General features: G+C 38.5%; 13 protein-coding genes. 1 reads left to right on the forward strand and 12 read right to left on the reverse strand.

What is annotated here, in order from left to right; translation table 11 throughout:
- Positions 1-153 precede the first annotated feature (153 nt).
- Positions 154-537 carry an autonomous glycyl radical cofactor GrcA gene (grcA, locus tag DV428_RS07925; protein WP_005628746.1) on the reverse strand — a complete coding sequence of 128 codons (384 nt, stop codon included), beginning with the start codon at positions 535-537 and terminating at the stop codon, positions 154-156.
- 267 nt (positions 538-804) lie between these two features.
- Between grcA and ung the strand changes: the two genes are divergently transcribed.
- Positions 805-1,464 carry a uracil-DNA glycosylase gene (gene ung, locus DV428_RS07930; protein ID WP_114909324.1) on the forward strand — a complete coding sequence of 220 codons (660 nt, stop codon included), beginning with the start codon at positions 805-807 and terminating at the stop codon, positions 1,462-1,464.
- Positions 1,465-1,533: 69 nt separating this feature from the next.
- Here ung and miaB read toward each other — a convergent pair whose 3' ends face one another.
- The 11 genes from miaB to DV428_RS07985 all read right to left on the reverse strand — a co-directional run bounded on the left by miaB (position 1,534) and on the right by DV428_RS07985 (position 12,966).
- Positions 1,534-2,958, reverse strand: a complete 1,425-nt coding sequence (gene miaB / locus DV428_RS07935; protein WP_114909325.1) for a tRNA (N6-isopentenyl adenosine(37)-C2)-methylthiotransferase MiaB — start codon at positions 2,956-2,958, stop codon at positions 1,534-1,536.
- Positions 2,959-3,128: 170 nt separating this feature from the next.
- Positions 3,129-4,091 carry a lipoyl synthase gene (gene lipA, locus DV428_RS07940; RefSeq protein WP_005628755.1) on the reverse strand — a complete coding sequence of 321 codons (963 nt, stop codon included), beginning with the start codon at positions 4,089-4,091 and terminating at the stop codon, positions 3,129-3,131.
- Between the two features lie 51 nt (positions 4,092-4,142).
- Complete coding sequence (lipB, locus tag DV428_RS07945) at positions 4,143-4,781, reverse strand: lipoyl(octanoyl) transferase LipB (protein ID WP_114909326.1); 639 nt, start codon at positions 4,779-4,781, stop codon at positions 4,143-4,145.
- 1 nt (position 4,782) lies between these two features.
- Complete coding sequence (gene ybeD, locus DV428_RS07950) at positions 4,783-5,061, reverse strand: DUF493 family protein YbeD (RefSeq protein WP_114909327.1); 279 nt, start codon at positions 5,059-5,061, stop codon at positions 4,783-4,785.
- 103 nt (positions 5,062-5,164) lie between these two features.
- Positions 5,165-6,346 carry a D-alanyl-D-alanine carboxypeptidase family protein gene (locus tag DV428_RS07955; RefSeq protein ID WP_046950214.1) on the reverse strand — a complete coding sequence of 394 codons (1,182 nt, stop codon included), beginning with the start codon at positions 6,344-6,346 and terminating at the stop codon, positions 5,165-5,167.
- Positions 6,347-6,361: 15 nt separating this feature from the next.
- On the reverse strand, positions 6,362-7,222 hold the full coding sequence (locus tag DV428_RS07960) for a septal ring lytic transglycosylase RlpA family protein (RefSeq protein ID WP_114909328.1): 861 nt from the start codon (positions 7,220-7,222) through the stop codon (positions 6,362-6,364).
- Positions 7,223-7,274: 52 nt separating this feature from the next.
- Positions 7,275-8,390, reverse strand: a complete 1,116-nt coding sequence (gene rodA, locus DV428_RS07965; RefSeq protein WP_114909329.1) for a rod shape-determining protein RodA — start codon at positions 8,388-8,390, stop codon at positions 7,275-7,277.
- On the reverse strand, positions 8,380-10,335 hold the full coding sequence (mrdA, locus tag DV428_RS07970) for a penicillin-binding protein 2 (protein WP_114909330.1): 1,956 nt from the start codon (positions 10,333-10,335) through the stop codon (positions 8,380-8,382). Before mrdA ends, rodA begins: the two co-directional genes overlap by 11 nt.
- A 20-nt stretch (positions 10,336-10,355) precedes the next feature.
- Complete coding sequence (rlmH, locus tag DV428_RS07975) at positions 10,356-10,823, reverse strand: 23S rRNA (pseudouridine(1915)-N(3))-methyltransferase RlmH (RefSeq protein ID WP_114909331.1); 468 nt, start codon at positions 10,821-10,823, stop codon at positions 10,356-10,358.
- 53 nt (positions 10,824-10,876) lie between these two features.
- Positions 10,877-11,185, reverse strand: coding sequence for a ribosome silencing factor (gene rsfS / locus DV428_RS07980; RefSeq protein WP_114909332.1), 309 nt, complete (start codon positions 11,183-11,185; stop codon positions 10,877-10,879).
- 125 nt (positions 11,186-11,310) lie between these two features.
- Complete coding sequence (locus DV428_RS07985) at positions 11,311-12,966, reverse strand: putative transporter (RefSeq protein WP_114909333.1); 1,656 nt, start codon at positions 12,964-12,966, stop codon at positions 11,311-11,313.
- Positions 12,967-13,165: the final 199 nt, after the last annotated feature.

Raw genomic sequence — 13,165 nt, forward strand, 5'->3', positions numbered from 1 at the left:
CTCAAAAATCATTAAATTTAACTGGCGGATTGTACCTGAAAAGCGCGGAAATCGCTAGGGATGAAAGGGAAAAGTGCGGTCAAATTTTTTAACCTTTTAGATAAAACAAAACCCCGAATGACTTCGGGGTTTCTTTTTTTATTCAAACTGAAATTATAGACTTTCAGTGAAAGTACGAGTGATAACGTCGCGTTGTTGTTCTGGAGTTAAAGAGTTGAAACGTACTGCGTAACCAGAAACACGGATAGTTAATTGTGGATATTTATCTGGGTTATTTACCGCATCTTCTAAAGTTTCACGACGTAATACGTTTACGTTTAAGTGTTGACCACCTTCAACTTTAACAGTTGGTGCTACGTTTACCGGTAATTCACGGTATTCGATTTGACCTAATTCGCTAACAGCAACAACTTGGTCTTCAGCAAATTCGCCTTTTGCACATAAGCAACGCGCTTCATTTTTTTCGCTGTCTAATAACCAGAATGAATTAAGCAAATTGTCATTTGCCGCTTGAGTAATTTGAATACCTTTAATCATAATAGCCTCCTAATTGGCATTGGAATAATCATAAAAACTGTACAAATTTTATCAAATAATTTGAAGATTTCAAATTATTTTGGATTTTTTTGATAAAGAACAGGTTATCTTTTTAAGACAATTTTACAAATTTGATCTAAATTAAACTTTACTTATTTAAATCACGATTCGCCCAAAATAATTTAACATTAATTTAACCTTTAAACTTTTTATTGCCTTAATCTTTTTGTTTATAATAAGAGCAGACTTATTAGTAGGATCAAAATGATGAAAACCTGGACAGATGTTATCGGAAAAGAAAAAGAACAACCTTACTTTCAACACGCACTACAACAGGTTCATCTTGCAAGAGCAAGCGGGAAAACAATTTATCCCCCACAAGAAGATGTATTTAATGCATTCAAATATACGGCTTTTGAAGATGTAAAAGTGGTGATTTTAGGTCAGGATCCATATCATGGTCCAAACCAAGCCCATGGATTGGCTTTTTCAGTAAAACCTGAAGTCGCCATTCCCCCTTCCCTATTAAATATGTATAAAGAACTCACACAAGATATTTCGGGATTCCAAATGCCATCACATGGTTATTTAGTCAAATGGGCAGAACAAGGGGTATTGCTGCTCAACACAGTGCTTACCGTAGAACGTGGTATGGCACATTCACATGCTAATTTCGGCTGGGAAACGTTTACTGATCGTGTTATTACGGCGCTTAATGAACATCGTGAAAAACTCGTGTTTTTACTTTGGGGCAGTCACGCACAAAAAAAAGGGCAAATTATTGACCGCACTCGTCACCTTGTTTTAACGGCGCCACATCCTTCCCCACTTTCAGCACATCGAGGTTTCTTTAGCTGTCATCATTTTTCCAAAACAAATTCATATTTGGAAAGCCACGGAATAAAACCGATAGATTGGCAAATCTAAACCATATACCCTAAAAAAATAACCGCACTTTAATTTCTCAAAGTGCGGTTAAATATTTCAAGATTTCAATTAGCCGTGATAACGCCCTACACCTAATTCATCTTCTTTACGTGTGCGATTCATCACGTCTTGTGGAGATTGCGCAATACGTAATCCCATTTCATCTTCAGTACGCACCACTTCACCACGTAGAGAATTGGTATAAACATCAGTGATTTTCACATCCACAAATTTACCAATCATTTCCGGAGAACCTTGGAAGTTGACAATACGATTCGTTTCAGTACGTCCCGTTAATTCCATAATGTCTTTCTTCGATGGCCCTTCAACTAACACGCGTTGTTCTGTGCCAAGCATGCGACGGCTAAACTGTGCGGCTTGTTGATTAATACGCTCTTGTAACACATAAAGACGTTGTTTCTTTTCGTCTTCCGTGACATCATCTGGCATATCTGCAGCTGGCGTACCTGGTCGAGCAGAATACACAAAACTGAAGCTCATATCAAAGTTCACTTGTGCAATCAAATTCATAGTTTGCTCAAAATCTTCCGCAGTTTCCCCCGGGAAACCAACAATAAAATCTGAGCTGATTTGAATATCAGGACGCACAGCACGAAGCTTACGAATAATAGATTTATATTCTAATGCTGTATGACCACGTTTCATCATCGTTAATACACGGTCAGAACCCGCTTGGACTGGAAGATGCAAGAAACTCACCAATTCAGGCGTATCACGATATACGTCAATAATATCATCCGTAAATTCTATTGGATGACTGGTTGTAAAACGTAAACGGTCAATACCATCAATTGATGCGACAAGACGAAGCAATTCAGCAAAGCTACAAATTTGACCATCATGTGTCGGCCCACGATAAGCATTTACATTTTGACCAAGTAGATTGACCTCACGCACACCTTGATCCGCAAGCTGCGCAATTTCAAATAAGACATCATCCACAGGGCGACTGACTTCTTCACCGCGTGTATAAGGTACAACACAGAAAGTACAGTATTTATTACAGCCTTCCATAATCGAAACAAATGCTGTTGGACCTTCTGCACGAGGTTCAGGTAAGCGGTCAAATTTCTCAATTTCAGGGAAACTTACATCTACAACAGAGCTCTTACCACCACGAATTTGGTTAATCATTTCAGGCAGGCGGTGCAAAGTTTGCGGACCAAAAATAATATCTACATAAGGCGCACGATGACGAATATGTTCCCCTTCTTGAGAAGCCACACAGCCACCTACACCAATCACTAAATTTGGATTATTTTTCTTTAATTCTTTCCAGCGCCCAAGTTGGTGGAACACTTTTTCTTGTGCTTTTTCACGAATAGAACAGGTATTCAATAATAATACGTCTGCTTCTTCAGGAATTTCGGTAAGTTCTAGTCCATGAGTACTTAATAAAAGATCTGCCATTTTAGATGAATCATATTCATTCATCTGGCAGCCCCAAGTTTTAATATGTAATTTTTGAGTCATTTTCTACAATATCGTCAGGTGTTATAAATAATTAGTCGAATAAAGCGGTCGGCTATTTTACAGGCTTGCAATAATTCTGGCTAGTAAATATTCGGTGAAAAAAAACATCAAAAATAAACCGCACTTTCGTGACAAGCAAAAAGTGCGGCTTAATTCAACGCAGTTTTAAATTATTTCACTAATCCGCCACTGGCTTGTAAATCAGCGTGATAAGAAGAACGAACAAATGGCCCACAAGCCGCATGTTCAAAGCCCATTTCATTGGCTTTTTCTCGGAATTCATCAAATTCAGCTGGCGGAACATAACGCGCAACTGGCAAATGATGGCGGCTAGGTTGAAGATATTGGCCCAATGTGAGCATTGTCACACCATTATCACGTAAATCTTGCATGACTTGTAAAATTTCCTCGTTAGTTTCTCCTAATCCCACCATTAAACCTGATTTAGTTGGGATATTAGGGAACATTTCTTTAAATTCACGCAATAATTTCAGTGACCATTCGTAATCTGCTCCAGGACGAATCTCTTTATATAGGCGCGGCACGTTTTCTAAATTATGGTTGAAAACATCTGGCGGATTATCTTTTAATTTTTCCAATGCCTGTGTAATGCGACCACGGAAATCAGGCACTAAAATTTCAATCTTAATGTTAGGATTAAGCTCACGCACAGCTTTTACACATTCAGCAAAATGACCTGCACCACGATCAGGCAAATCATCGCGATCCACCGATGTAATCACCACATATTTAAGTTTCATATCTTGGATAGTTTCAGCCAATTTTTGTGGCTCTTCAGGATCTGGCGGTAATGGTTTTCCATGCGCAACATCACAGAACGGGCAACGGCGCGTGCAAATTGCGCCTAAAATCATAAAAGTTGCTGTTCCATGATTAAAACATTCGTGTAAATTTGGACAAGATGCTTCTTCACACACGGAATGCAAACCATGACGACGCATTCCATTTTTGATGCTTTCAATTTTAAGTGAATTTGCCGGAAGTTTAATTTTCATCCATTCAGGCTTTTTCAATAGCTCTTGGTTTGGATCAATATTTTTTACTGGAATAATCGACGTTTTTGCCGCATCGCGATATTTTACACCGCGTTCCATTTTGAAAGGCGTTGACATAAGCGTTCCTAAATAAAAATGCCCAACCAGGGCATTTTTGATCATTAAATATTACAAATTTGTTACATTATAGCCTAAAAGCTCGGCAAAGTGTTTAATTAATTTTGGTGAAACCTTATCGCAATTAGCTTCATCTTGATCAACAAAATCCGCTAATTGACACATTTCAAGACCAGCATAGCCGCATGGATTAATATAATGAAATGGATTCAGATCCATATTGATATTCAATGCTAACCCATGAAAAGAGCAACCACGACGAATACGCAGCCCAAGAGAACAAATCTTTTTTCCATCCACATACACTCCCGGTGCATCAGGTTTTGGATAACTTCCAATACCATATTCAGCTAAGGTTTTTACCACTGTTTGTTCAAGTGCGGTAACTAATTGACGCACATTTAAATTTTCATGACGCTTAATATCAATGAGCACATACATCACTTGCTGACCGGGTGCATGATAGGTTATTTGCCCACCACGATCCGACTGCACCACAGGTATTTCACTTCGTTGCAAAAGATGCTCTGGTTTACCTGCTTGCCCTTGGGTAAATACAGGAAGATGTTGCACCAACCAAATTTCGTCTTGCGTTTCCGCAGTGCGACTATCTGTAAAATTCTGCATTTTATGCCAAATTTCTTGATAATCTTGCAATCCTAACTGACGAACGATAAGGGAATTATTCATACTAGATAACCATTTTTACGCCTTCAACTTTAGCAAGTTCTTTATAAAGTGTTTCTACCTGCTCAAAGTTTTCAGCAATAATGTCGATTGAAACCGAATTGTAGGTACCTTTACTACTCCGTTTTTCCTTAGGAATATAATCACCTTTAATATATTTTTGAACGACTTGAATTAGATCTTGCGCTAATCCCTCGCGATTAATTCCAGCAACTTTAAATGTCATTTTTGCTGGAAATTCCATTAATTCTTTAAGTTTTGTGTAATCGTTTTCTGTTGTCATATTATTTCCCAATAATAAAAATGATGTGTGGATGGTACACCACCCACACACTACGAATGCCTCAGTTAAAAATGAAAAAAGTGCGGTAAGTTTCTGGCATATTTTATGCAAATAAGCCTTTTACAGTGAGCACGAGCCAATCCCAAGCTTTTCCAAAAATACCCGCTTCGCCCACTTCATCCATCACTTGTAAGTTTACCGCTGCAATATCTTTACCTTCTAATTGATAAATAACTTTACCTACGACTTGGCCTTTTGCTAAAGGTGCTTGTAAGTTTTTACTTTCTAACTCATAGCGAGCTTTCAGCTCATTTTGTTTGCCTTTCGGAACTGTGATAAAGCTATCTTGTAACGTACCTAATTTCACACTACCTTTATTACCGTAATAAACAGGTTGCTCTGAAATTTCTTTGCCAGCCTCTAAAGTTTTAAATGTTTCGAAATTAGCAAAACCCCATTGTAAAAGTTTTTTACTTTCTACTTCACGACCTTTGTAAGTTGGAACGCCCATTACTACAGAAATTAAACGCATATTGTTTGGTGTAGTCGCTGAAGCAACCAGGTTATATCCTGCTTGGCTAGTATGGCCTGTTTTCATTCCATCCACATTAATGGTTTTATCCCATAATAGTCCATTACGGTTAGGTTGTTTGATTTTGTTAAATGTAAAATCTTTTTCGGAGTAAATTTTATATTCTTCAGGTAAATCACGAATAATATGTGCACCAATAAGCGCCATATCACGAGCAGAAGAATATTGATTAGGATCATCTAAACCATGCGGCGTGGTGAAATTTGTATTTTTCAAACCAAATTGTTGAACATATTTGTTCATTGTTTCTACAAAGTTCGGTACATTGCCGGAGATATGTTCAGCCAATGCCACTGTTGCATCATTACCAGATACAACAATCACACCACGATTCAAGTCTGCTACAGATACTTGTGTATTTAAATCTAAAAACATTTTTGATGAATCAGGGAAATTACGCCCCCACGCACTCTCACCAATGGTTACCATATCGGTGTTATGAATTTTACCCTGTTTTAAAGCGCTCCCTACCACATAACTTGTCATCATTTTAGTTAAAGATGCAGGATATTGACGCTCGTCAGGATTAAGTGCGGCCAAAATTGCGCCTGAATTGTAATCCATCAATACATAAGTTTGAGCAGTAATTTGTGGTGGAGTTACGCCAAACTGCATATCCTCTGCAGATACCGAAAAAGCACTAAGTGCCACAAAACTTGATAAAAATGCGATTTTTGTTGTTCTTTTCAACATAGTGTGTTCCTACAATTAATTTTTATATGTGTAAACAATTAGTGGCTTGTTTACTGCCATTTTTTGTAATTTGGTTCTCACTTGTGACATTTGTGTTTCGTTATCAAAAGGCCCAATGTGAATTTCGTATTTATTGCCTGAGCGATTTACTTCAGCTTGAATATTATCTAATGCGAGTTGCGTAATTAACTTATCAGCTTGACTACGAGAAGTAACCTCAAGCATTTTCAAACGATAAACTTCATTTCCTTTTTTTTCATTTACCATCTTAAAGGACTTATTAGAAGATTCATTAGATTTTACTAAACGATCAGCTGCTTCTTGAGTTTTTGCATGCTTAGCCAGCGTTCTTGTCGCTGCGCCCGATAAACGCCCATTTTTAGCAACATGCAACGCCTCAATTCTAACATTCCCCATACCGCGAGAAATTAATCCTATTTCTTTCGCTGCAGCATGGGAAAGGTCAATTAAACGTTTATCACTAAAAGGCCCACGATCATTAATACGTACGATAACTTTACGATTGTTATGTAAATTAGTCACCAAAGCATAAGAATTTATTGGCAATGTTTTATGTGCTGCAGTAAATTGCGTTGAATTATAAACATCACCACTTGCAGTTCTACGCCCATTAAATTTGAGATGATAGTAACTTGCCATCCCTTCTTTCGTATAGGATTTAGCATCATCTTCAGTTTTTGTCGTATAAGTTTGCCCTTTCACAGAATAAGTACTAGGAGAAGGTACTTTAGTTATAATCGAAAGTTTATCCCCTTGGATACCATACATTTTGTGAGTGTCCGCATGGGCTGAAAAGCTAGTAATTATAGCAAACAAAGCAAGTGCGGTCAGATTTAATAATGTTTTTAATTTCATAAGCGTTGACTATTTTCATTTATTTACCCTTTTAAGAAAAGCAAAAATGAAATTAGTTCCCTTTAATAAATTTTACTTGATGTGTATGAACTGACATCACCAAGCCAAAAGCAGCCATAATAGCAACGTAAGAAGTGCCACCATAGCTGAATAAAGGTAATGGTACCCCCACTACAGGCAAAATACCACTTACCATGCCTATGTTAACAAACACATAAACAAAGAAAATTAACGTCGTTGCACCAGCAAGAATTCGCCCAAAAGAAGTTTGATCGTTCACGGCAATTATCAAACCACGTATAATAATGAACATATAAATGGAGATCAAAATAAGAAAACCAACCATTCCATGTTCTTCACTCATTACAGCAAAAATAAAATCTGTATGAGGTTCAGGTAAAAATTCAAGCTGGGATTGCGTACCCTGCATCCAGCCTTTTCCCCAAAGGCCACCAGAACCAATCGCAATCTTTGATTGTAAAATATGATAGCCAGCACCGAGAGGATCTTTTTCTGGGTCCAATAATGTGAGAACGCGAGTACGTTGATAATCGTGCATTAGATATAGCCACATGATCGGAATAAATCCAGCTAAGCCAATCACTGCTGCTAAAATTAGCCACCAACTCATTCCCGCTAAAAATACTACAAATAAACCTGACGCACTTACCAAAATTGATGTGCCTAAATCAGGTTGTATAGCTACAAGTAAAGTCGGAATCATAATCATTGCAATCGCAATAAATGTTTCACTTAATTTAGGTGGAAGTGGTCGATTACCTAAATACACAGCGACCATTAATGGTACCGCAAGCTTTATAATTTCAGATGGCTGAAAACGAATAAATCCGAGATCAAGCCAACGCTGTGCACCTTTACTCGTTGTTCCAATAGCATCCACTAAAATCAACATGATAAAGCCTATTAAGTAAAGATAAGGCGCAATACGTTGATAAAATTTAGGTGGAAATTGTGCCATGACGAGCATAACAGTAAATCCAAGAAAAACCTGAATAATCCGGTTATTAAACATGGTTTCACTCGCACCAGTGGCACTATAAAGCACAAGCATGCCATAGGCTGTTATTGCAACTAAGCCAATAAAAAGCCAAAAATCAATATGCAAACGTTGCCATGCGCGCAACCAGAAAGGGATTTTATCTTCCATTTATCTGCTCGCTCTCTTGTGGTAAATCTTCTTTTTGCTGAATGGTTGCATTATATTTTTCAACTTGTGGTAAACGCTGATTTAAATAGTAATCCATCACTTTACGCGCTAACGGTGCGGCATTACTTGAACCACCACCCGCATTCTCTAAAATAACTGTCACAACCAATCTAGGGTTTTCATAAGGTGCATATGAGGTAAACCATGCGTGATCGTGCAATTCTTTTTTCAATTCAGCCGCATTGTATTTTTCATTTTCTTTGAGACTAAAAACTTGTGCCGTACCCGACTTACCCGCAACTCTATAATTAGCACCGGCAAATGCCTTTCGTCCAGAGCCTGCTGCAGAATTAACAACATTATACATTCCACGTTTTGCTGCATCCCAATAATTTTGTTTTGGCTCACTAATATCAGGATAAATCAATGGATCTTTATAAGGTGATAATTCCGCACCTTCAATAGCTTTCATTAAATGTGGTGTATTTACTTTACCGTTATTGACTAATATTGCTGTTGCTTTTGCTACTTGTAACGGCGTAGCAGTCCAATAACCTTGCCCAATACCAACTGAAATCGTATCACCCAATACCCAAGGACGTTTATAGCGTTTTTGTTTCCATTCACGACTTGGCATATTGGCAGCCGCTTCTTCCTGAATTTCAATACCTGTTGGCATGCCGAAACCAAAGCGTTTCATCCAATCAGAAAGACGATCAATTCCCATACTATGAGCGACTTGGTAAAAATAAGTATCGGATGATTCTGTAATTGCTTTATTTAAATCTGTATAACCATGACCGCTCTTTTTCCAATCTCTGAATCGCTTAGTCGTATTTGGCAATACCCAATAGCCAGGGTCAAAAATCGTCGTATTTTGGCTAATCACATTTTCAGTTTGTGCGGCTACCGCAATAAAAGGTTTCACCGTAGAAGCAGGAGGATACACACCTTGGGTCGCACGACTATAAAGCGGACGAGCGGGATCATTTAATAGGCGCTTATAATCTTCTGACGAAATACCATCAACAAACAAATTATTGTCATAACTTGGCGTGGACACCATAGCCAGCACACCACTATCTTTCGGATCCAATACAACAATCGCACCTTTTTGCCCAGCCAAAAGATCTGTGATGTAACGCTGCAACTCTAAATCAATAGTAAGATAAATACTTTTTCCTGCAACTGAAGGTTGTTCACGTAACTTACGAATAACTTTACCGCGGTTGTTGATTTCTACTTCTTCAAAACCTGTGGTGCCATGTAGCTCATCTTCGTAATAGCGTTCAATCCCCAATTTGCCCATATCATTGCTACCAGAATAATTGGCAAATTTTTCATCTTTTTTCAAACGTTCAACGTCTTTATCATTGATTTTTCCCACATAACCTAAAATATGAGTCATAATCTCGCCATATAGGTAATAGCGTTTGAAATAAGGACGTACATCTAAACTCGGGTATTGATAGCCACTCACTGCAAAACGTGCGATTTGTTCTTCTGTTAAATTAGGTTTCAATAAAATAGGCGTGTAACGCGTTCCGCGACGACGTTCCTTTTTAAAATTTTCAATATCGTTATCCGTCAATCCCACAATGTAGCGTAATTCATCTAAAGTGCGGTCTAAATTTTCGGTTTTTTCTGGCACAATATATAAACCAAAAAAAGTAAGATTTTCGGCTAATAATTTACCGTAACGATCATAGATTAAACCTCGCGTTGGAGGTAAAGGTAATAATTTAATTCGGTTACCATTAGAACGCGTTTGGTAAGTATCGAAATTAACAATCTGTAGCTGATAAATATTGGTGAATAACACGCCTGTTAATAGCAAAATCCCCAAAAAAGCCACTAAAGTTCGGCGTGCAAAAAGGTTACGCTCCGCTTTTTTATCGCGGAACGATTCATGAGTTGGCGTATTGAAGAATCGTTTTAAATTCATCTGACTAAAATGAGGATTTACTATTCTCGGTGATAAGGATGATTAGTCGTGAGCGACCACGCACGATACAAGCTTTCTGCCACTACAACTCGAACAAGTGGGTGAGGTAATGTCAATGGTGAAAGCGACCAGCTTTGCTCTGCGGCCGCTTTACATTCAGATGAAAGCCCCTCTGGCCCACCGATCAACAAACATACATCACGGCCATCGTTTTTCCATGCTTCTAATCGCTCGGCTAACTGCGGGGTGGTCCAAGGTTTACCTGGAATATCTAACGTCACGACTTTACCTTTTCCACAGGCAGCTAACATCGCTTTGCCTTCTTGTTCTAAAATACGTTTAATATCAGCATTTTTTCCACGCTTGCCTGCCGGGATTTCAATCAGTTCAAAAGGCATATCTTTTGGGAAACGGCGTTGATATTCCTCAAAACCCGTTGTAACCCAAGAAGGCATTTTTGTTCCGACAGCAATTAACGTGATTTTCACAAGTCATCCTTATCTAAAAAGTGCGGTTATTTTTCACCGCACTTTACTAAAATTTACGTCCAAAGTTTCTCTAATTGATACATTTCACGCGCGTCACGTTGCATGATATGTACGATTGCTTGACCAAGATCCACTACAATCCAATCCGCAGTATTTTTACCTTCTTCACCAAAAGTTTCAAAACCTGCTTTTTTACATTCTGTAATTAAATTATCTGCCATTGCAGAAACTTGGCGGCTCGATGTACCCGTGCAAATAATCATATTATCGGTAATCGATGATTTTCCACGTACATCAAAATGTACAATATCTGTTCCCTTTAACCCATCTAAGGTTTTCATCAAAAATTCAACTAATGCCATTTTGTTCTCGCTTCGCAATAAAAGTGCGAGATTCTATCATTGAATACTCTCTCGCGCAAAATCCACGCAAAAAATAAGCGCGAAATTAACCGCGCTTTTGTTTGTATAAATTGAACTTATTTTGGCTATGCTGCCCACAATAGCACTGCTAATAATTGTGGTGACATTATCCGCAAGAACATCACCAATGGATACACAGTGGCATAAGAAAGTGCGGCCGCACCGTTATCTTCTTTAATTTCATTAGCAAATGCTAAAGCGGGAGGATCTGTCATGGAACCGGCAAGTAAACCACAGATTGTGAGGTAATTCAGTTTGCCATATAGACGAGCCAAAACACCAGTAATCATTAATGGAATAAAGGTGATAAAAATACCGTATCCCATCCATTCAAGACCAGAGCCATTCAACAAGGTATCAAAGAAACTTCCACCTGATTTTAAACCTACCACTGCTAAGAAAAGGACAATCCCTATTTCACGCAATGCCAAGTTAGCACTAGGTGGCATAAACCAGTAAAGTTTACCAATCGTGCCAATTCTCGCTAAGATCAACGCAACCACCAATGGTCCACCGGCAAGCCCTAATTTTAACGCAACAGGGAACCCTGGAATATAAAATGGAATCGAGCCTACAAGCACACCTAAACCAATGCCGATAAACACTGGTAACATTTGCACTTGAAGCAATTTTTGTTGTGCATTGCCAATGACTGAAATGGCTTGATTTAGTACATCACTGCGTCCGACCATATGTAGCACATCGCCAAATTGCAGTGTGGTATTTCCCGTTGGAACTAGCTCAATACCTGCACGATTTAAACGTGAAATCACAACCCCATATTTTTGATGAATCCCCAACGTGCGGATCTTTTTACCTAAGACTTTTTCGTTCGTCACTACCACTCGCTCGGAACGAATTTCGCCACTATAGGCAACGGTTGGTGCATCAACTTCGTGCCCGATAATCAAACGCATTTTGGCAAGCGAATTATCATCCCCAACTAGTTGTAAAATATCGTTGGTACGAATCTCAGTACTTGCCTTTGGAACGATTTCCATATCATCGCGTTTTAAACGCGAACATACGACTTCTTCATCGCTAAACCCAGGAATTTGGATTAATGTCAAACCGTCCAAATTTTGATTAGTCACTTTTAAAGAAATATTATGTAAACTTTCTTTTTCTTGACCGCTCTCAGCATTAAAACGAGCGGCTTCATCGTCCACTTTAACTTTAAAAAACAAGCGGATTAACCACATTGCAAGCAAAATACCGCAAATACCGAATGGATAAGCCATTGCATAAGACATCCCCATAGTTACAGTGGTTTGAGGTACCCCTAATTCTGCCAGAATTTGCTGTCCAGCCCCCAACGCAGGCGTATTGGTGACAGCACCAGAATAAATACCTAAGGCAATATCAAGTGGAACATCTGTAATTTTATGTACAAGAACCACCGCAACAGAACCCAGTAAAACAATCAAAATAGCAAAGGCATTTAGCTTTAAACCAGATTTTCGTAAAGAAGAAAAAAAGCCCGGCCCAACCTGAATACCAATAGTGTAAACAAATAAAATTAGACCAAATTCTTGCACAAAATGCAGCGTATGCGCATCCAGTTTCAAGCCATATTGACTAGTAAAATGGGCAACAATAATGCCGCCAAACAGCACACCACCTATGCCAAGTCCAACCCCACGAATCTTCCAATGCCCGATCCATAAACCGATTACGGCAACAAGGGCAAGAAGACTAATCGTGATTGCAATATCACTCATATTGACCCCTTAAAAATGAAATTTAACTCCTTCGGATTATATCCAAGTTGTTTTTTGAAAACCTTAACCAAACTCAAAAAATGATACGTTCGTCACATTTTTTCTTGCGAAATTGAACATAGACTCTACAATACCGAAAATTTTTGACCTTTTACAAAAAGTGCGGTTATTTTTCACCGCACTTTTATCTCGGATGGAA

Origin of the sequence: Haemophilus haemolyticus (genome assembly GCF_003352385.1) — a bacterium.
Taxonomy (GTDB): Bacteria; Pseudomonadota; Gammaproteobacteria; order Enterobacterales; family Pasteurellaceae; genus Haemophilus; species Haemophilus haemolyticus_I.

Excerpts from the sequence above, each read along its gene's own strand:
- grcA (WP_005628746.1), bottom strand. The coding sequence starts at position 537 with ATGATTAAAGGTATTCAAATTACTCAAGCGGCAAATGACAATTTGCTT.
- ung (WP_114909324.1), top strand. The coding sequence starts at position 805 with ATGAAAACCTGGACAGATGTTATCGGAAAAGAAAAAGAACAACCTTAC.
- miaB (WP_114909325.1), bottom strand. The coding sequence starts at position 2,958 with ATGACTCAAAAATTACATATTAAAACTTGGGGCTGCCAGATGAATGAA.
- lipA (WP_005628755.1), bottom strand. The coding sequence starts at position 4,091 with ATGTCAACGCCTTTCAAAATGGAACGCGGTGTAAAATATCGCGATGCG.
- lipB (WP_114909326.1), bottom strand. The coding sequence starts at position 4,781 with ATGAATAATTCCCTTATCGTTCGTCAGTTAGGATTGCAAGATTATCAA.
- ybeD (WP_114909327.1), bottom strand. The coding sequence starts at position 5,061 with ATGACAACAGAAAACGATTACACAAAACTTAAAGAATTAATGGAATTT.
- DV428_RS07955 (WP_046950214.1), bottom strand. The coding sequence starts at position 6,346 with ATGTTGAAAAGAACAACAAAAATCGCATTTTTATCAAGTTTTGTGGCA.
- DV428_RS07960 (WP_114909328.1), bottom strand. The coding sequence starts at position 7,222 with ATGAAATTAAAAACATTATTAAATCTGACCGCACTTGCTTTGTTTGCT.
- rodA (WP_114909329.1), bottom strand. The coding sequence starts at position 8,390 with ATGGAAGATAAAATCCCTTTCTGGTTGCGCGCATGGCAACGTTTGCAT.
- mrdA (WP_114909330.1), bottom strand. The coding sequence starts at position 10,335 with ATGAATTTAAAACGATTCTTCAATACGCCAACTCATGAATCGTTCCGC.
- rsfS (WP_114909332.1), bottom strand. The coding sequence starts at position 11,185 with ATGGCATTAGTTGAATTTTTGATGAAAACCTTAGATGGGTTAAAGGGA.
- DV428_RS07985 (WP_114909333.1), bottom strand. The coding sequence starts at position 12,966 with ATGAGTGATATTGCAATCACGATTAGTCTTCTTGCCCTTGTTGCCGTA.